18 protein-coding genes are annotated in these 19,108 nt (G+C 68.6%); 1 reads left to right on the forward strand and 17 read right to left on the reverse strand.

Translation table 11 applies throughout. The features are described 5' to 3' along the window. Nucleotides 1-38: 38 nt before the first annotated feature. From AC3WON_RS11215 to AC3WON_RS11240, 6 genes are all read right to left on the reverse strand, one after another. Nucleotides 39-890 carry an IclR family transcriptional regulator gene (locus tag AC3WON_RS11215; RefSeq protein WP_492321245.1) on the reverse strand — a complete coding sequence of 284 codons (852 nt, stop codon included), beginning with the start codon at nucleotides 888-890 and terminating at the stop codon, nucleotides 39-41. A gap of 102 nt (nucleotides 891-992) precedes the next feature. Then, nucleotides 993-1,733: an SRPBCC family protein gene (locus AC3WON_RS11220; RefSeq protein WP_492351839.1), complete on the reverse strand. Its 741-nt coding sequence runs from the start codon at nucleotides 1,731-1,733 to the stop codon at nucleotides 993-995. Next, nucleotides 1,723-2,199, reverse strand: a complete 477-nt coding sequence (locus AC3WON_RS11225) for a (2Fe-2S)-binding protein (RefSeq protein ID WP_010811673.1) — start codon at nucleotides 2,197-2,199, stop codon at nucleotides 1,723-1,725. The genes AC3WON_RS11220 and AC3WON_RS11225 overlap by 11 nt, the downstream gene beginning before the upstream one ends. A gap of 9 nt (nucleotides 2,200-2,208) precedes the next feature. Further along, a complete protein-coding gene (locus AC3WON_RS11230; RefSeq protein ID WP_492351840.1) occupies nucleotides 2,209-3,075 on the reverse strand; it encodes an FAD binding domain-containing protein in 867 nt (288 codons plus the stop codon). Then, nucleotides 3,068-5,359, reverse strand: coding sequence for a xanthine dehydrogenase family protein molybdopterin-binding subunit (locus AC3WON_RS11235; RefSeq protein ID WP_492351841.1), 2,292 nt, complete (start codon nucleotides 5,357-5,359; stop codon nucleotides 3,068-3,070). Before AC3WON_RS11235 ends, AC3WON_RS11230 begins: the two co-directional genes overlap by 8 nt. 49 nt (nucleotides 5,360-5,408) lie before the next feature. After that, complete coding sequence (locus tag AC3WON_RS11240) at nucleotides 5,409-6,401, reverse strand: Bug family tripartite tricarboxylate transporter substrate binding protein (protein WP_492351842.1); 993 nt, start codon at nucleotides 6,399-6,401, stop codon at nucleotides 5,409-5,411. 322 nt (nucleotides 6,402-6,723) lie between these two features. Here AC3WON_RS11240 and AC3WON_RS11245 point away from each other — a divergent pair, with 322 nt between their 5' ends. Then, nucleotides 6,724-7,242 carry a MarR family winged helix-turn-helix transcriptional regulator gene (locus tag AC3WON_RS11245; protein ID WP_010811677.1) on the forward strand — a complete coding sequence of 173 codons (519 nt, stop codon included), beginning with the start codon at nucleotides 6,724-6,726 and terminating at the stop codon, nucleotides 7,240-7,242. Nucleotides 7,243-7,302: 60 nt separating this feature from the next. Here the strand turns inward: AC3WON_RS11245 and AC3WON_RS11250 are convergent, their stop codons facing one another. The 11 genes from AC3WON_RS11250 to AC3WON_RS11300 form a co-directional block, all read right to left on the reverse strand. Beyond that, a complete protein-coding gene (locus tag AC3WON_RS11250; protein WP_492321287.1) occupies nucleotides 7,303-8,610 on the reverse strand; it encodes an MFS transporter in 1,308 nt (435 codons plus the stop codon). Between the two features lie 349 nt (nucleotides 8,611-8,959). After that, entirely contained in the window at nucleotides 8,960-9,916 is a 957-nt protein-coding gene (locus AC3WON_RS11255; protein ID WP_492351843.1) for a PDR/VanB family oxidoreductase, read from the reverse strand. A gap of 26 nt (nucleotides 9,917-9,942) precedes the next feature. After that, nucleotides 9,943-10,917 (reverse strand): VOC family protein, encoded by a 975-nt coding sequence (locus tag AC3WON_RS11260; protein ID WP_492351844.1) that lies wholly within the window; start codon nucleotides 10,915-10,917, stop codon nucleotides 9,943-9,945. A gap of 23 nt (nucleotides 10,918-10,940) precedes the next feature. Further along, nucleotides 10,941-12,419, reverse strand: coding sequence for an aldehyde dehydrogenase (locus AC3WON_RS11265; RefSeq protein WP_492321251.1), 1,479 nt, complete (start codon nucleotides 12,417-12,419; stop codon nucleotides 10,941-10,943). 40 nt (nucleotides 12,420-12,459) lie between these two features. After that, the gene (locus AC3WON_RS11270) at nucleotides 12,460-13,260 is read right to left on the reverse strand and encodes an aspartate dehydrogenase (protein WP_035825062.1); all 801 of its coding nucleotides are present in this window, start codon (nucleotides 13,258-13,260) and stop codon (nucleotides 12,460-12,462) included. 12 nt (nucleotides 13,261-13,272) lie between these two features. Next, nucleotides 13,273-14,988 carry a thiamine pyrophosphate-binding protein gene (locus AC3WON_RS11275; RefSeq protein WP_492351845.1) on the reverse strand — a complete coding sequence of 572 codons (1,716 nt, stop codon included), beginning with the start codon at nucleotides 14,986-14,988 and terminating at the stop codon, nucleotides 13,273-13,275. Next, entirely contained in the window at nucleotides 14,981-15,784 is an 804-nt protein-coding gene (locus tag AC3WON_RS11280) for an SDR family oxidoreductase (RefSeq protein WP_492351846.1), read from the reverse strand. Before AC3WON_RS11280 ends, AC3WON_RS11275 begins: the two co-directional genes overlap by 8 nt. Nucleotides 15,785-15,789: 5 nt before the next feature. After that, a complete protein-coding gene (locus AC3WON_RS11285; RefSeq protein ID WP_492351847.1) occupies nucleotides 15,790-16,644 on the reverse strand; it encodes an IclR family transcriptional regulator in 855 nt (284 codons plus the stop codon). 38 nt (nucleotides 16,645-16,682) lie between these two features. Then, nucleotides 16,683-17,219 carry a cupin domain-containing protein gene (locus AC3WON_RS11290; RefSeq protein WP_492321255.1) on the reverse strand — a complete coding sequence of 179 codons (537 nt, stop codon included), beginning with the start codon at nucleotides 17,217-17,219 and terminating at the stop codon, nucleotides 16,683-16,685. Between the two features lie 34 nt (nucleotides 17,220-17,253). Further along, a complete protein-coding gene (locus AC3WON_RS11295) occupies nucleotides 17,254-18,027 on the reverse strand; it encodes an SDR family oxidoreductase (protein WP_492351848.1) in 774 nt (257 codons plus the stop codon). Then, nucleotides 18,020-19,081: an aromatic ring-hydroxylating dioxygenase subunit alpha gene (locus AC3WON_RS11300; protein WP_011616776.1), complete on the reverse strand. Its 1,062-nt coding sequence runs from the start codon at nucleotides 19,079-19,081 to the stop codon at nucleotides 18,020-18,022. The genes AC3WON_RS11295 and AC3WON_RS11300 overlap by 8 nt, the downstream gene beginning before the upstream one ends. Nucleotides 19,082-19,108: the final 27 nt, after the last annotated feature.

Raw genomic sequence — 19,108 nt, forward strand, 5'->3', positions numbered from 1 at the left:
ATTGCTTCCCATTGGATGGCTGGCGGCGCGCGCTGCCGTCACGCGAACGGTTTCTGCACCTCCGGCCGGTAGTCGAGCAGGCTCGACAGCTCGGCCGCCGCCCGCCTGACCTGTTCCACCACGTTGTCGAGCTGGTCCGGATCGATACGCGAGGCCGGGATGGTCGCGCCCAGCGCCGCCACCACCTTGCCGCTGCGGTCGCGCACCGGCGCCGCGATGGTGGAGATGCTGGCCTCGAAGAACCCTTCATGCAGCACATAGCCGCGCTGGCGGTCGCGCTGGACCATGTCGTACAGCTCTTCGACGGTGCGCGGCGTGCTTTCGGAATACACCTCCAGGCGCTCCTCCGGATACAGCGCGCGCAGTTCCGCCAGCGACAGGTCCTCCAGCAGCACGCGGCCCAGCACGGTGGCGTGCGCCGGCAGCCGGGTGCCGACGTTGACCGTGCTGGCAAACGGGCGCGAGGCCACCGACTTGGCCACATAGACGATGGAGCGCCCGTCGCGCACCACCAGGTTGCACGGATAGTGGATCTCGTCGCGCAGCCGGTCCAGCAGCGGGCGGCCCAGCTCGGTCAGCTCCAGCGAGGCCAGGTAGTCAAAGCCCAGCCGCAGCACCGCCATGCCCAGGCGGAACTCGCGCCCGCCGTCGGTGCGCTCGACAAAACCCATCATTTCCAGCGTGGCCAGCAGCCGGAACACGGTCGAACGCGGCACCTTGAGCCGGCGCGCCAGCTCGGCCGCCGACAAGGTGCGCTCACGGCTGCTGAATTCGGCCAGCAGCCGCAGGCCGCGCTCCAGCCCCGGCACGATGTACTTGTCCTGGGCGCTCTCCGGGGCGCCCTCCTGGCCGCTTTCCTGCGTGTCTTCCTGCGGCGAATCGGTCGTCATGGTCTGTCTCTGCAATATTCGGTCTTGGCGTAACGCTCTCATATATCACGCCTGCACCCCGTAGGGTACCCGTATTGCCGGCAGACCCCGCCCTGGCCCCGCCTATGCCCCCGGGCGCAGGTAGTCGCGCAGCCAGGCCGCGCATTGCTCGCCCTGGGCGGCGGGCCACCGCACCACGATGGTCTCGTCGCGGCGGCGCAGCTCGACGCAGATATCCGACAGCGGCCCGCGCGCGGCCTCGCCGCGCCCGAACAGCCGCGAGAACAGCCCGCCGGCGGCGGGTGCGGGCGGCGCGGACCGCGTCGGCAGCACCGCATGGCCGTTGGCAGCCGCGGCCCATGCAACCGGTGCCGCGGGTGCGGACTTCGCCGCCGGCTCGGGCGCTGCCTGCGCCCCCTGCGGCGACAGCCGCGCCAGCAGGTTGGCGCCGAACTCGTCCCACATGCGGTCGGCCTTGGTCTTCATCACGCTCAGGCCGAAAGTGCCCAGCCGGCCCAGCACGTCCACCTGCACCCTGATGCGCAGTTGCGTGCCGCCATCGTCCAGCGCGGTCAGGAAGAGCTCGCTCGACTGGCGCAGCGAGCTGGCCACCGAGGCGTCCTCGCCAGTGCCCTCGGTGCGCAGGTAATGCGGCGCGCGCGTCTCGACGATCTTCGTATGCAGCCGGAAGCGCGCGTTGATGAAGGCGATCTTGACCGCCATATGGGCGATGTACTCGACATCGCTCAGCACTTCGATCGATTCCATGCCGGGCACGCACGCGCCCATCACGTTGGGGTCGAGCAGCAGCTCCCACACGCGCGCCGGCGGCGCCGCGGTGACCAGGGTCTTTTCAATTTCCACGCATTTTCTCCGCGGCGGACAGGACCGATTCAACGATGCCGACATAGCCGGTGCAGCGGCACAGGTTGCCGTTCAGGCCGTGGCGGACTTCGTCTTCGGTCGGGTTGGGGTTGTTGGCAAGCAGTGCGCACGAGGCCATCAGGAAGCCCGGCGTGCAATAGCCGCACTGCAGCCCGCCGTTGTCCATGAAGCACTGCTGCAGCGGATGCAGCTGGCCATCAGCGGCCAGCCCCTCCACGGTCATCACATGGCGCCCGCGCGCCTGCACGGCGAGCATCAGGCAGGACTTGACCACCTCGCCGTCGACCAGCACCGAGCAGGCGCCACAGATGCCGGTCTCGCAGCCGCGCTTGGTGCCGGTCAGGTTCAGGTCGTCGCGCAGCAGGTCGGACAGCAGGCGCCGCGCCGGCACCTCCACCTGGTGTTCTTCGCCGTTGACGGTGAGTTCGATGCTGACTTGGTTCATGAAGACTCCTTATTCCGATGCCACGCTGAACAGCTCGGCAATGGTGCGGCGCGCGACTACCCGCACCATCTCGCGCCGGTAGCTTTCGGTCCCGCGCATGTCCGAGACCGCGTTGATGTCCGCGGCGACAATGGCGGCCGTTTCCTCGGCCAGTTCCGCGGTGACGGCCTTGCCGGCCAGCAGCGCTTCGGCGCGGCGCAGCCGGGCCGGGATCGGCGTGGACGCGCCCACGGCCAGCCGTGCCTCGACGCAGAACGCGCCCTCGCGCCGCACCGCCAGTGCCACGCTGGCCAGCGGCCGGTGCTCGGCGGCGGTGCGCAGGAAACGCGCATAGCGGCCATCGGCGCCGGCACCCGGCGCCGGCACGCGGATCTGCGTGACGATCTCGTCCGGCGCCAGTGCCGTAACGTAGTAGTCGACCAGGAAGTCCTCGATATCGATCTCGCGCTCGCCGCCTCGGCCGCTGACCACGATCCGCGCGCCCAGCGCCATCAGGCAGCCCGGCGGATCGGTGGCGGGGTCGGCATAGCAGAGGTTGCCGCCGATGGTGCCCTGGTTGCGCACCTGCGGATTGGCCACGCGCGAGGCCATGCTGGACAGCATCGGGTAGTGCGCCTGCACCAGCGGCGAGCGCGCCACCTCGGCATGCAGCGTCAGCGCGCCGATGCGCAGGCCCTCGCGCGCATCGAAGGTGATGCCGCGCAGCGCCTCGAGCCGGCCCAGCGAGACCAGGTGGCCAGGCGTCAGCATGCGCTGGCGCATGCCGAGCATCAGCGCGGTGCCGCCGGCAAGGATGCGGCAACTGTCGCCCAGCTCGGCCAGCATCTGGCTGGCCTCGGCCACGGTGGCCGGCTCAAGGAAGGCAAAGTCACGCATGGGCGGCCTCCTTCTGCTTCAGTTCGCGCAGGCCCGCCAGCACCTTCTCAGGCGTGATCGGCAGCGACTGGATGCGCACGCCCACGGCGTCGAAGACGGCATTGGCGATCGCCGCCGCGCCCGGCAGGATCGCGGTTTCGCTGGCACCCTTGGCGCCATAGGGGCCGTTGGGGTCGTTCGATTCCACCACGTCGGTGCGCAGCATCGGCACCGCGTCGGCGGTCGGCATGGTGTAGTCGGCAAAGTTGCCGTTCATCAGGCGGCCATCCTCGTATTGCAGGTTCTCGTACAGGGTCCAGCCGATCGCCTGCACGGTCGCGCCGTGGGTCTGGCCGTGCACGGCGAGCGGGTTGATGGCCTTGCCGCAGTCGTCGGCGACAAAGCTGTCGGTCACGGTGACCTGGCCGGTGCCGGTGTCGACTTCCACTTCCACCGCCTGTGCCGCGAAGGAGTGCGCGGGCGCGACGTTGCCGTAGTAGTCGGCGTCGTGCATCACCGTGGGCGCGTCATAGGTGGCGCGCACGTGGATGCCCTCGCCGCCGTGGCGGAAGATATGCAGCCGCGCGATCTCCGCCAGCGTGGCGGACTTGTCGGGCTGGCCCGGCGCGGCGATGCGGCCATCGGCAATCTCCAGTTGTTCCGCGTCCACGCCAAGCTTCTCCGCCGCGAGGGCCAGCAGCTTCTGGCGCGCCTCGCGCGCGGCACGCAGCACCGCGTTGCCGGCAATGATGGTCACGCGCGACGCCAGCGAGCCCAGGCAGAACGGCGCGGTATCGGTATCCGGCGCCATCACGGTGACGTGCGACAGCGGGATGCCCAACTCCTGCGCGCAGATCTGGCTGAGCATGGTGTTGGCGCCCTGCCCCATGTCGCACTCGCTGGTCTGCAGCATCGCGCGCCCGTCCTCGTTGACCTTGAGCAGGATGGTCGAGCCGTCCCAGTTGCCCAGCGTGCGGTTGCCGCTGACGTGCATGGCCGCGGCAATGCCCACGCCGCGCCGGCGCGTGCCGGTGCCGCGCGGGGCGGCGCGCTTCTCGTCCCAGCCGATGGCGTTGCGGGTCATGTCCAGGCACTCGGCCATGCCGGTGCTGCTGATCTTCCAGCCATGCACGCTGGTCTCGCCGGCGCCGATCGCATTGCGCTTGTGCACCTCCACCGGGTCCATGCCGAGCATGCCGGCCAGCACGGTCAGGTGGCAGTTCAGCGGAAACTGCATCTGCTGCCCGCCAAAGCCGCGGAAGGCGCCGCGCGGCGGGTTGTTGGTATAGGCCATGACCGCATGCGAGCGCACGTTCTGCACGCGGTGCATGTTGTCGCTGCGCATGGCGGTGACGTGCATCACATCACCGGCAAGCCCGGAGTAGGCGCCGCATTCGGCCGTGATGCGCACATCCTTGGCCAGGATCACGCCGTCTGCGGAAAGCCCCATGCGCAGCCACACTTTCATCGGCACGCTGGCGCGCGCGCCCTGGAAGTCTTCCAGCCGGTTGTTGACCAGCCGCACCGGGCGCTCCAGCCGGCTGGCCAGGAAGGCGCAGATCAGGCTGTTGTTCTCCTCGACGATCTTGGCGCCGAAGCCGCCGCCGGTGGTGGCCTGCACCACGCGGATGGTCGAGACCGGCCGGTCCAGCGCCTCGGCCAGCCGCGCGCGCGCCAGGAACACCGACTGGGTCGAGGCCCACAGCGTGAGCCGCCCGTTGCCGTCCTGCGCCGCCACCGAGGCCATCGGCTCAAGGTAGCCCGGGTACTGCGAGTGCATGTCGTAGGTGGCCTCATACACCGCCGCGCAGGCTTCGAACGCGGCATCCACGTCGCCCCGCACGATGTGCATCTCATGGCCGATATTGCGCGTGCCGGCATGGATCTCGGGCGCGCCATCGGCCAGCGCCGCTTCCGGCGTCAGCAGCGCGGGCAGCGCCTCGTACTCGATGCGGACCAGGTCCAGCGCATCGCGCGCGATCTCCTCGCTGACCGCCACCACCGCGGCCACTTCCTCGCCGACGTGGCGCACCACGCCGCAGGCCAGGATGCGCTGCTCCTTGCGGTGCGGGCCCCAGTTGCGGGTGGGCACATCGTGCGCGGTCACCACCAGCTTGACGCCGGGCAGCGCCTTCGCCGCGGCGGTGTCGATGCGCACGATGCGCGCATGCGGGTGCGGGCTGCGCAGCACCTTGGCGTGCAGCATGCCGGGCAACTTGATGTCGCCGGCATACTGCGCGCGCCCCATGACCTTTTCCCGCGCGGTCACCTGCGGCGTGGAGCTTCCCACGATGGCCTTGCTCATGCCGGCCTCCTGCTTGTCTGGTTGCATGAATGCGATGCGGTGCCCTGCGTCATTCCGCCGTGATCGCGAGGTCGCGGATCACCTTGCCCAGCCGCTCGTAATCGGCCGCGTTGACCTTTTCCAGCGCGGCCGGGGCGCCGCCCACCGGGCTGGCGCCGAAGGTGGCCATCTTCTCGGTCACGTCGGGCAGGCGCAGCACGTCGTTGAGCTGCTGGTTCAGCACCTTGACCACCTCGGGCGGCGTGCCCCTGGGCGCCATCACGCCATGCCAGGCGCCGACCACCACGTCCTTGTAGCCAAGCTCGGCCAGCGTCGGCACATTGGGCAGCAGCGGCGAGCGCTTTGCGTCCGTGATCGCCAGCGGGATCAGCCGGCCGGTGTTGATGTACTGCGCCACCGGGCCCAGCGTGACGTAGGCAAAGTTCACGTGCCCCGCCACCACGTCGTTGACTGCCGGCGCCACGCCCTTGTACGGCACGTGCTGGATCTTCACGCCCGCGGCGCGGTTCAGCATCTCGCCGGCGATATGCATTGGCGAACCCGCGCCCGGGCTGCCATAGGTCAGCGTCTTGCCGCCCCTGGCCGCGGCAATCATCTCGCCGACGGTCTTGATGCCGGCCTGCGGGTTGGCCACCAGCAGGACCGCCTGCACCGCGGTCTGGATCACGGGGGTGAAGCCGTGCAGCGGGTCATAGCTGGCCGACGGCGCCAGCTTGAGCACCATCGGCGCCAGCGTGAAAGGGTTGGGCGTGTACAGCAGCGTGTAGCCGTCCGCCGGCGCGCGGCTGACGAAGCTGGCGCCGACCACGCCGCCGGCACCGGGGCGGTTCTCGACGATGACCGGCTGCTTCAGGCGCGCCGACAGCTTGTCGGCATAGAGCCGGGCCATGGCGTCGGTGTCGCCGCCGGGCGGATAGGCCACGACCATGGTCACGGTCTTGGCCGGATACGCGGCGGTGGCCAGCGCGCTGCTCGCGGCAAGCGCGAGCGCGGCCATGGCAGTGGCGGCAAGGAAAAGGCGGCGGGGGCGTTCGTGTCTCATCAACAGCTCCTGTGGGGGCGCATTCGCGGTTGGAGTGGGCTGTTGTGCGCACCGCGAAAACAGGGTTGGCTCGGGTTACAACACTTTCGGTTGTTTTATTAGTAAAACTCGTGTTCACATCCGGAACATTTACTATCCTATGTCGCCAATATTGACAACTCAACTTACGTTAAACCCCAATTGACTTGACTGACTTTTCTGAATTCTTTCGCATGGCGCGAAAGCGACCCCCGGTGGCGGAATTGGCGAGCGCCTGTGAGACAATCGGGCCCGCCAACCGGCCCGAACTCCGCGGCCGGCAGACCCTGACCAAGAGGAACGCATGCCCCGTGACGCCGCGCCCGCCAACGGCCAGCCCGCGCCAGACACCGACAACACCAGCCCGTGGACCGACCTCGACGAGGCCGGCAGCGGCCTGACCGTCGACAATTTCCTGACCACGATGCTGAGCCAGCTGGTCACCGCGCTGCGCAGCACGGTGACCAAGCCCTATGCGGAACAGTTCGGCCTGACCGTGCCGGAGTGGCGCATCCTGGCGCTGCTGGCGCACGCGCGCGAACTGCCGTTTGCCGAGCTGGTGACCCAGTCGACCTCGGACAAGGCGCTGGTGAGCCGCACGCTGCGGCTGCTGGAGGATCGGGGATTGGTGCGGCTGACCTCAGCCGGCAACACGCCGCGCAAGAAGCTGATCTGCGCGATCAGTGAAGCCGGTGCCGCGCTGCACGACCAGGTGATGCCGCTGGCGCGGCGGGGGCAGGCGCAGGTGATCCGGCAGTTGTCGCCGGAGGAGCGGGAAGCGGTTTACCAGGGGCTGCGCAAGCTGTTGCGCACGCAGGAATAAAGAAAAAGGCCGCACCCGGATTGCGGGGCGGCCCGAAGGGAACGGGACGAGCACGCCCGTTCAGACCTCCAGTTCTTCCAGCACCCGCCCCTTGGTCTCGATGCCAAGGAAATGCACGGTGACAGCCGCCAGCGCCGGCACCACGGCCAGCGCGAAGAAGGCGACGCTGAGGTTGCCGCTGCCAATGGTGCTGGCGATCAGGCCCGGCGCGAAGATCGCCGCCAGCTTCAGCCACGCCCCACCCAGCCCGCACCCCATCGCCCGCACGCTGGTCGGATACAGCTCCGGCGTATAGACATAGGCGGTGATAAAGCCGCTGGCCAGGAACCCCATCGCCAGCGCGCAGAAAGTAGCGACCACGTACACGTCCGAAGCGTGGAACACCCCCGCCAGCACCAGCGACAGCGCGCACAGCAGGAACGACACATTGATCACCGGCTTGCGGCCCACCTTGTCGACGATCATCGCGCACACCAGCGAACCGACCACGCCCAGCACCGAGGCACCGGCGGCTAGGTTCAGCGCCAGCTGCAGCGGCGCGTGGTAGACGGTCTTGTAGACCGTGGGCAGCCACGTCGACAGCCCGTACTGGATAAAGCCGCAGGTCGCCCACAACATCCATACCGCCAGCGTGCGGCCGAGGTAGGCCTTGCTGACCAGGTCACGCACGCGCCGGCGCGGGTGCTGGGTCATGCGGTCGTAGCTGCCGGCATTGACCGGCGGAGGCAGCGGACCCTTGGCGCGCGCCTCGAACGCACGCAGTGCGGCATCGGCGTCTTCAAGACGGCCTTTCTCCGCCAGCCAGCGCGGCGATTCCGGGATCACGCGGCGCAGGATGAAGAACAGCACCAGCGGCACGCCGCCGATGAAGTACATCACCTCCCAGCCGTAGTGCGGCACCAGCCAGGCGCCAACGCCGTTGGACACCATCAGGCCGATCGGGAACACCACCTCGTACAGCAGCACGAAGCGCCCACGGCCATGCGCGCGCGTGACTTCGTTGATATAGGTGGCGGCCACCGGCAGCTCACCGCCAAGGCCGAGGCCCTGCACGATGCGCAGCAGCAAGAATATCTCGAACGACGGCGCAAAGCCGCAGGCAATACTCATCAGGCCGATGATGCCCGCGCTCCAGCCGATCGAGCGCAGCCGGCCGAAACGCTCGGCCAGGCCCGGGAACAACAGCGCCCCGACCAGTTGGCCGACTGACGGCGCCGCGATCAGGAAGCCGATCTGGCCCGGCGTCAGCGACCACTGCGCGATCAGCAGCGGCAGCGTGGCGGCAATGGCGATGACGTCGAAGCCATCGAAGAAGGTGGCCAGGCCGATCAGCAGCCGGGCGCGGATATGCATGGCGTTGCCCGGCATGCGCTCGATGCGGGCAACGATATTGCCGCGCGTGAGCGGGCTGCTGCGGGCCGCCGCCGCGCTCTGGCCGGCGCTGTCGGCCGTGGTCACGATACCTGCGGTGGCGGCCACCGGTGCGCCGGGGGACGCTGCGTCTTGTCTCTGGGTCAGCACGGGATTTCTCGGTTTGATTCTGGGGCGGCCCGGCATGCGGGAAGATTGCTCCTCTCTCCGGCTTGCGGGAGAGGGGCCGGGGGTGAGGGGCGGCGGTTCTGGTAGCGTGGTGCCTTGCCAAACCACCCCTCACCCTGCCCTCTCCCCATGAGGGGAGAGGGGAACACCGTCGGTGTCCAAAGGCTGTGCGGCAGGATTACAGGTCGAGCACCAGCTTGCTGCCCTTGCACCCCGACACGCACACCATCATGGTCTTGTTGCTGGCGCGCTCGCTGTTGCTGAGCACGCTGTCGCGATGGTCGGGGCAGCCTTCCAGCACCGCGGTCTCGCACGAGCCGCACACGCCTTCGCGGCAGCTGTAGTCCATCTGCACGCCGGCATCGAGCAGCGCGTCCAGCAGCGACTTGCCGGACGGCACCTTGACGGTGGTGCCGGTGCGCGACAGCGACACGGTGTACTCGCCCTCCTGCACCGCCTCGGTCGAGGGGTCGGCCGCAAAGCGCTCGATATGCACGTTCGGGTAGCCATGCGCTTCGCAGGCAGCCTCGAACGCCTTCAGCATCGGACCGGGGCCGCAGCAGTAGAAGTGCGTCTGCACCTCCTGGCCGGCCAGCATCGCGTTCAGGTCCGGCGGCACGCCGGCCTCGTCGTCGAAGTGAAAGCGCACGGCATCGCCATGGACCGACAGCTGTTCGACGAATGCGGCCTCGGCACGCGAACGGGCGCAGTAGATCAGCGTGAACGACCTGCCCAGCTCGGCCAGGCGGCGCGCCATGCAGACGATCGGCGTGACGCCGATGCCGCCGGCGACCAGCACGGTGTGCGCGGCGCTTTCGTCCAGCTCGAAGTTGTTGCGCGGCGCCCCCACGGTCAGCGTGGCGCCCACGCGCAGCTGCTCATGCACGTAGCGCGAACCGCCGCGGCTGCCGCGGTCCAGCAGCACGCCGACGGTGTAGCGCTGGCGCGCTTCGGGCGCGCCGCACAGCGAGTAGCTGCGCACCAGGCCGTTGCCCAGGTGCAGGTCGATATGGGCGCCCGGGCTGTACTCGGGCAGGGTCTTCCCTTCGGGATCTTGCAGTTCGATGCTGACCACGCCGCGCGCTTCATAGCGCATGGCGTGGACGCGCAGGGTCAGGGACTGGTGGGCACTCATTGCTGCTTCCTTCGATTGCTGCTGACTTACCGCTTCTCGGTCAGGAACTTGCCTGCCGGTCCGCCCGCGTTCTTCTGGCGGCGGGTGTTGCCGTCGATGCCGCCTTCGATCGCCCATTCGGCGAACATGGTCGGGCCCGGCTCGAAAGCGCGCGGCTCCCACTGTTCGTCCAGCTGGTCTTCGTCGGCGTAGTACTCGATCAGGCCGCCGGCCGGGTTCTTGAAGTACCAGAAGTAGGCCGACGAGATCGGGTGCCGGCCCGGGCCGAGCTGCGTATCCCAGCCCTTGCGCGAGACATGCATGCCGCCACCGAAGACTTCGTGGATGTCGCGCACGGTGAAGGCAACGTGGTTCAGGCCGCTCTTGGGTTCCGGCAGCTGCAGCAGGAACAGGTCGTGGTGGCCGCCTTCGGGCGTGCAGCGCAGGAAGGCGCCGCGGTCCGGGTAGCGGTCCGACGGCACGAAGCCGAACTTCTCGACATAGAAGCGCTCCGTGGCCTTGACGTCCTTGACGAAGAACACCACGTGGCCCACTTCGATCGGGGTGGCATGGTCGTAGATCGGGCTGCGCTGGTTCAGGCGCGGCTTGTCGTTCCACGTGTTCATCAGCGCGCATTCGACCTGCACGTCATGCTTGCGGGTGACCTGGAAACGCACGGCCAGGCCGTTCGGGTCGGTGCAGCCCACGCGCAGTGTATCGCCCTCGCCTTGCTTCACGAAGCCCGGTGCATCAGCGATTGCCTTGGCGAGCTGGTCCAGCGACGCTTGCGACTCCACGCCCCACACCACTTCGCGCAGCGTCGGACCGGCCTCGATCGCGGGCGGCAGCGTGGCATCGTCGATGCGGCGCACCAGCACGCGGCAGCCGTTCAGCGTTTCAAAATCCAGGCCCTGCGCATCGTCGCGCTTGATGGCCAGGCCCCAGTCGGTGAAAAAGCCACGGCAGGCGTCAAAGTCATCCGCGCCGTAGACGATCTCGTCGATCCCCAATACCTTGATCATTGCTTCTCTCCAGCCTGCCGGGTTCAGTGGTTGGCCCACGGCAGCGGTTGTTCGTTCAGGCCCCAGTACACGCTCTTCTGCTCCATGTACTGCAGGATGCCAAGCCGTCCCTTCTCGCGGCCCAGGCCGCTGTCGCGCCAGCCGCCGAACGGCGTCGCGATCGAGAACTGCTTGTAGGTGTTGATCCACACATTGCCCGCCTGCACGGCGCGTGCCACGCGCCAGGCGCGCTTGTAGTCGCGCGTCCAGATGCCCGCGGCAAGCGCATAGACGCTGTCGTTGGCCTGCGCGATCAGGTCATCCTCGTCGTCGAACGGGATCGCCACCAGCACCGGCCCGAAGATCTCTTCCTGGCAGATGCGGGCGTTGTTATCCAGCCCCTCGATGATGGTCGGCGTGTAGAAGTAGCCGTTGGGCAGGCCTGCAACATCGGGACGCAACCCGCCAGTGCGCAGCTGCCCGCCTTCGTCCACGCCCGCGGCGACGTATGACTCGATCGAATCGCGATGGCGGTCAGTGATGAGCGGCCCCATCTGGGTGTGCTCGTCGGCCGGATCGCCCACGCGCAGCTGCGCGGCGCCATGCGCCAGACGGTCCATGAAGGCCTCGTACTGCGAACGCGCCACGAACAGGCGCGAGCCGGCGATGCATGACTCGCCCGACGAGCTGAAGATGCCGTACAGCACGCCGTTGACCGCGTGGTCCAGGTCGGCATCATCGAACACCATGGTCGGCGACTTGCCGCCCAGTTCCAGCGACACCGGCATCATCTTGTCGGCGGCGATATGGGCGATATGCTTGCCGGTGGTGGTGCCGCCGGTGAACGACACGCGGCGCACCAGCGGATGCTTGGTGATGGCGTCGCCGATGACCGAACCCTTGCCCGGCAGCACGCTGACCAGGCCCTTGGGCACGCCGGCCTCTTCGCAGATGCGCGCCAGTTCCAGCGCCATCAGCGGCGTGACTTCGGCGGGCTTGACCACCACGGCGTTGCCGGCGGCAAGCGCCGGCGCCATCTTCTGCGCCTCGCTGGCGATCGGCGAGTTCCACGGCGTGATCGCCGCGACCACGCCCATGGGCTCGTACACGCTCATGGTCAGGCAGTCGCCGCGCTGCGGCGTGATGGTTTCTTCCAGCGTCTCGCAGGCGGCGGCAAAGAACTGGAAGGTGCCGGCGGCGCTGGCCACCAGGGCGCGCGTCTCGCTGATCGGCTTGCCGTTGTCCAGGCGCTGGCGCTGGGCCAGCTGCTCGCCCTGGGCGCGGATCAGCTCGGCCACGCGGTACAGCACGGCGGCGCGCTCATGCGGCTTGCGCTGGGCCCAGCCGCTGGTAAGGAAGGCCTGATGGGCGCCCTGCACCGCTTCTTCCACATCCGCCAGGCTGGCGGCGTTCAGTTCAGCCACCACCTCGCCGGTAGCCGGATAGCGCGTGCCGTAGCGGTCGCCGGTCCCCAGGCGCCATTCGCCCGCGATGCAGATGGGAAGTACTTCTTGCGTCTTCATTGTCGTTGCCTGCTAAGTCTGTGGGGCGTGGCTGCCGGGGCTAGATCGATACCGCGTGCGCGCGGTTGCCCAGTGCGCGCACCACGCTGAACACTGTCAGCGCGGAAGTCTTGGGATTGGCCGCGAGCGGCTTGCCGCGCATGGTCAGCTCGAAGCCGCCGAAGGCGCCGCGCGCTTCCACGTGGTGCACGTTCTCCACCGCATGCGGGTCGGCCAGCAGCTTGACCGAGGTGCGGTCCAGGCCGAGCCCTGCCAGCGACACCGTCGCGGCCACGTTGGCGTTCTTGGGATACAGGCGCGCCGCGTCGCGGGCCGTGCCCTCGAAGATCACGGTCGCCTCGGTCAGCGCATCCAGGTCGAAGAGCTGCTCGGCCGGCGTGCCGGCCCAGGCGCGAGCCGGCTTGCGGCCGGTGTAGATGACTTCGTCCAGCCCGCCGACACGCGCCGCGGCCAGCGCATCGATCGCGCCGATCGCACCCGACAACAGCTGCACCTGGGTGCCGCCGCGGCGCGCGGCCGCTTCCAGCCGCTCGGCCATGCCGGGCTCGGACAGCGCGCCCACCGACACCACCATGCACGGGATACCGCGTTCCAGCGCCGGCACGATGTGCTCTTCCAGCGCATGGTGGCCGGCGCACTCGACCAGCAGGTCGGGACGCTGGTCGTCCAGGTGCGTCGCCACGCGGGCCCCCGGCGCCAGCGCGGTGACCGCGTCGCGGGCCTCGTCCATCGTGTGCTCCGGCACGATCACCACGTCGAACACCACGTCGGGATCGCTCTTGAGCAATTCCATCACGCCGCGGCCGATCGCGCCGCAGCCAACCATGGACACATGCAGCATCTCCGGTCTCCCTCAGGCGGTGACAGTGGTTTGTTCGCGCGCCGGCTCTTCGTTGTCCTTGTTCACCGGGGGGCCGGCAAAGATGGTCTTGAAGGAACCGATCGACAGCATGTCGATCTCCAGCAGGAACGGGCCCGACTCGGCCGTGGCCGCTTCCAGCGCGGCGCCGACCTCGGCCAGGTTGCTCACGCGGGCATGGCGCAGCGACAGCGACTTGGCCAGCGTGGCGTAGTCCGGGGTATGCAGGTCCACGTAGTGGCGGCGGCCGCCGTACTGGGCGTCCTGGATGTTCTTGATCACGCCGTAGCCCTTGTCGTTCATCAGCACGATCACCATGTCGGCGCGTTCCTGCACCGCGGTGGCCAGTTCGCCCAGGTTCAGGATAAAGCCGCCGTCGCCGGCCAGCGTGAAGGTCTTCTTGCCCGAAGCGGTCGCCGCAGCACCGATCGCGGCGCCGATGCCCATCGCGAGGCCCTGGCCGATGCCGCCGCCCAGCGCATGCACGCCGGCACGCGAATCGAAGATGCGCAGATGGCGGTTGCCCCAGGTGCTGTTCGACACGGTCACGTCGCGCACCCAGTTGAAGCTGCGGCCGACCGCGCCCTGCAGCGCCTGCACCAGCGCCGAGTACGGGCCCAGGCCGTCGACCAGGCTGTTGACGGCGGTGTCGTGGGCGCGGCGCAGGTCGGCGGCGAAGGCCGGGTCGATCTGCATGCGCTTATCAAGCCGATCCGCCAGGGCGTCCAGCGCCAGCGCGGCGTCGCCGCTGACGAAGTAGTCGCTCAGGTAGCAGCGGCCTTCGGCGGCGGGGTCGGCGTCGATGCGCAGCAGCGGGCGCGGCAGCTTCAGTTCGTACTTCAGGGTTTCATTGCCGCGCAGGCGCGAGCCCACCACCAGCATCGCGTCGCAGGTCTGGTAGAAGGCCTCGACCGGCTTATGCAGGTTGTAGGCGCCCAGCGAACGGGGATCGTCTTCCGGCACAATGCCGCGGCCTTGCGTGCTGGTGACCACGCCGAAGCCCAGGTCCAGCAGGCGCTGCACCTGCTTGCTGGCGTGGCGCGCACCGCCGCCCAGCCACAGCAGCGGGCGCTTGGCCTTGGCCAGGCGCTCGGCCAGCGCGTCCAGCGCATGCGCCGACGGCACGTGCTGCGGCACCGGCAGCGGCTGCAGGTCGGCCGGCATCTCGATCAGCGCGGCCTGGATGTCGATGGGGATCTCCACGCTGACCGGGCCGGTCGGCGCCGTCAGCGCGGTCTGCACCGCCAGCTTGATGGTGCTGATGGCGGTGTCGGCGCTGCGGATGCGGAAGGCGGCCTTGGACACGGCCTTGAGCATGGTGAGCTGGTCCGGGGCTTCGTGGATGTAGGCGAGGCTCTGGTCCAGGTAAGGCGTTTCGATCTGGCCGGTGATATGCAGCATCGGCGTACCGGCGGTCAGCGCTTCCACCATGGCGCCGGCGGCGTTGCCCGCGGCGGTGCCAGTGCTGGTCAGGCACACGCCCAGGCCGCCCGTGGTGCGGGCATAGGCATCGGCCATATTGGTGCCGCCCGCTTCGCCGCGCGCCGGCACGAAGCGGATCTTGCCGCGCTCGCCCATGGCGTCGAGGATCGGCATATTGTGGATCGAGATCACGCCGAAGGCGGCCTTGACGCCGCACTGCTCGAGAAACGCCGTGATGGCGCAGCCGACGGTGACCTGCTGTTGCTCGTACTGTGGTTGATTAGGCATGACGGGAGTGTCCTCCGGAGATATCGATATGGCTGCCCGTGGTGTACGAAGACAACGGCGAGGCAAGGAACAGGACGGCGCGGGCTGCCTCGACCGGCAGGCCCAGGCGGCCAAGGGGAATATGTTTCTGCTGGGCCAGGCGCGCGGTCCATGCGGCCCAGTCCAGGTGGCGGTCTGCTTCGGGGCGCGCCTCGAAGCGGCGGCGCCACTGGCCCGATTCGACCAGGCCGATCAGGATGCCGTTGACGCGGACGCCCTTGGGCGCAAACTCGGTGGCCATCGAGCGCACCAGGTTGAGCACGCCGGCGCGCGCGGCGGAGGTCGCCACCATATGCGGCTCCGGCTGCTGCGCCAGCAGCGAGTTGACACAGACAATGGCGCCCTGGCCCGACTTCTCGAGCTGCGGCAGGAACGCGCGCGTCGGGTGGATCACGGAGAAGAACTTGAGCTGCAGTTCCTCCATCCAGGCCGCGTCTTCGGTGTTGGCGAAGGTGGAGACACGGCCCTGGCCGGCGTTGTTGACCAGCATGTCGACGTTGCCCAGCGTGGCCTGCACGGCAGCGGCGAAGGCGGCGACCTGTTCAGGCTTGAGCACGTCGCAGGTGGCGGCATAGAGCCGGCACCCGGGGAATTTCTCGCGCAGCTGCGCTTCGGCGCTGCGCAGGCGGTTCTCGTCGCGGCCGCACATGGCCACGGCGGCACCCGCTTCGAGCAGCAGCTCGACGGTCGCCAGCCCGATGCCGGAGGACCCGCCGGTGACGACGGCAACCTTGCCGCCGAGTTCAATCATGGACATTGTCCTCACTCCCGATACAGATTCACCACCTTGGCGCCGCTGCTGTGCAGCGACGGGCGGTAGTCGAGCAGGCGCGACAGCTCGCCCGCGGTATCCCTGACCATCTCCACCATCGCATCCAGTTGCGCCGGATCGATATGCGCGGCGGGGATGGTGGCGCCCAGCGCCGCCACTACCTTGCCGGTGCGGTCGCGCACGGGCGCGGCGATGGTGGAAATGCTGGCTTCGAAGAAGCCTTCCTGCAGCACGTAGCCGCGCTCGCGGTCGCGCTGGACGATCTCGTGCAGCTCGTCGACGGTGCGCGGCGTGCTCTCGGAGAACACCGCAAGCTGCGTTTCCGGGTACAGCGCGCGCAACTCCGCCAGCGACAGGTCTTCCAGCAGCACGCGCCCCAGCACCGTGGCATGCGCGGGCAGGCGCGTGCCGACGTTGACCGAGCTGGCAAACGGCCGCGGCGACACCGCCTTGGCCACGTAGACGATCGAACGCCCGTCGCGCACCACCAGGTTGCTGGGGTAGCCGATCTCGTCGCGCAGCCGCTCCAGCAGCGGGCGGCCCAGCTCGGTCAGCTCCAGCGACGCCAGGTATTCAAACCCCAGGCGCAGCACGGCCATGCCCAGCCGGAAATCCCGGCCGCCATCGGCGCGCTCGACAAAGCCCAGCATTTCCAGCGTGGCCAGCAGGCGGAACACGGTCGAGCGCGGCACCTTCAGGCGGCGCGCCAGTTCCGCTGCCGACATGGTGCGGTCCTTGCTGCTGAACTCGCTCAGCAGGCGCAGGCCGCGCTCCAGGCCCGGGACGATGTACTTGTCCGGGGTTTCGTTGGCGGCGGGCGTGGCCGGGATGGGGTTGCTGCTCATGGTTTCGGTGGATGCGTGCTGACGGGCGTTCGCCGGCATCAGCGCTTGATCTTCGTCAGCGGATGCTCGGGCGGGTAGGTCGGCGTGATCGGCTTCTTCGCGCCCAGCATCACGCACATCAGCGCGTCTTCCTCGCCGATGTTGATTTCCTCGCGGTAGACGCCCGGCGGCACCGAGACCAGGTCGCGGTCGGTCAGGATGGTCTCGTAGCGCTCGCCGTCCTTTTCCAGGATCAGCTTGACCTTGCCGCGCAGGATGAAGAACACCTCTTCCACGTCGGTGTGGATATGCGACGGGCCTTCATGGCCGGCCGGGATGATCATGGTGGAGAAGGTGAAATGCTCGCTCGGCACGGTGTTGGTGTCGGCGGCCACGCCGGTGCCGCCGGTGCCCAGGTAGCGCATCTGCGCGCGGCGGTACTTGGGGTCGTAGTCGGCCTGGAACTTCAGCGCGTCCCAGTCGTACTTGCGCGTGGAGAAGCGCGCCACGCGGCTTTCCATCCACTGGTCGAACGAGGCGTCCTCCGGCTGGTCCCAGGAACGCTTGAGGTTTTGTGGTTGAGAAAGATCGCTCATTTGGATTCCTTCTGTTTTCAGTGGATCGGTTGGTTCAGTGCATGACAAAGCCGCCGTTGACCGCCAGCGTCTGGCCGGTCACGAAACGGGCGAGGTCGGACAGTGCAAACAGCACCGCGCCGCAAACATCGTCGGGCAGCTGCTCGCGCGTGATCGCGCGCTGCTCGCGGTACAGGTCGTGCCGGTGCTGCGGCACGTATTCGGTGGCTTCCACCAGCGTCAGGCCCGGGGCCACGGCGTTCACCGTGATCTGGTCCTTGCCCAGTTCACGCGCCAGCGACCGGGTCATGCCGATGATGGCGCTCTTGCTCGCCACATAGGCCAGCAGGTTGGGCGCGCCCCACAGCGGCGTGTCCGACGCCAGGTTGACGACGGCGCCGCGGCCGCTGGCGCGCAGCGCCGGCAGGCAGGCGGTGGTCATCAGCCAGGTGCCGCGCACGTTGACGTTCATCACGCGGTCCCAGGTGGCAATGTCGATGGCGGCGGCGTCACGGCCGCCGGAATCCGTCACGGCGGCGTTGTTGACCAGGCCGTCGAGCCCGCCCAGCGCCTTGACCGCGGCCTCGGCGCAAGCCTGCACCGAGGCCGGATCGGACAGGTCCAGCGTGACCGGCACCACCCTCAGGCCGCGGGCGCGCAGGGCGTCGGCTTCCTGCTGCAGGCGCTCGGCCAGGATGTCGGCCATGGCCACGGTGGCGCCGGCTTCGGCCAGCGCCTTGACGAAGGCCAGGCCCAGTCCGCGCGCGGCGCCGGTGACCAGCACCTTGCGCCCGGCCAGCAGCGTGTTGTTGGTGTTTGCCTCAGGCATGGCTGGCGGCTCCGGCGGGTTGCAGCATGGCGACGGGCTCGTCGGCCACTTCCTGCTCGGCGCGGCGCTTGAGCAGGCGGCGCACGCGGGTAATGCCGGCGTCGTGCTGGTACAGCATCTCGTGGTCGCGTGCGTTCGGGGCCATCATTTCCAGCACCACGCGGTCCTGCTCCAGCACGTCCCAGTGCAGCTGCTCCAGGCGGTTGCGGTACAGGAAGCGCCACACGTCGCGCTCCCAGCCCTGCACATGGCGGGTACGCCAGAAGAACACCATGCAGTGGTCTTCATCCACCGGCGTGGCCATGCCGACGATGCCGAACGGGCCGCCGGGGCCGACACTGGCGCGGTACGGGATCGCCAGGCGCAGCCACAGCGTGCCGGTTTCGCCAAATTCGACCCAGTCGAAATTGACGCCGCGCTGGCCGGTCTTCTCGAACACCAGGCCGTGCTCGGTCTCGCGCACCTGCATCACGGCGGACTTCTCGCCGCTGGCCATCGAGTGCGACACCGCATGCAGGTAGGCGCCGTGCATCGGGTCCATCACGTTGTCGATGGCGTAGCGGTAGTTGCAGTCCCAGTGCGCCACGCACAGGAAGTTGCTGTGTTCTTCGCTGACCAGTTCTTCCGGCAGGCGCAGTTCGTCGGGGCTGCCCTCGCCTTGCGGGGCCTGGTCGCCGAACCACAGGAAGATGGCGCCGGCCTTCTCCTGCACCGGGTAGCTGCGCACGCAGGTGCGGCCTTCCAGCGGGCAGCTTTCCACCGCCGGCACGCTCTTGACCTGGCCGTCGCCGCCGACCTCGACGCCGTGGTACCAGCAGGCAACGCGGTCGCCCAGGTTCCAGCCCATCGACAGGCGCGCGCCGCGGTGCGGGCAGCGGTCTTCCAGGGCGTGGACCTGGCCTTCGCCATCGCGCCACAGCACGATGTTCTGGCTCAGGCGGGTGATGCCGATCGGGGCATGGGACACCGCCCACGAGGCGGCGACCGGGTACCAGTAGTTGCGCAGGCCGGTGTTCAGGCGGGCTTCGGTGCGGGCTTGCTTGTTCGATTCCATGGTTTTCTCGCTTCGAGGCTGGACTTG

The sequence above is a fragment of the Cupriavidus sp. FW305-46 genome, assembly GCF_058787075.1.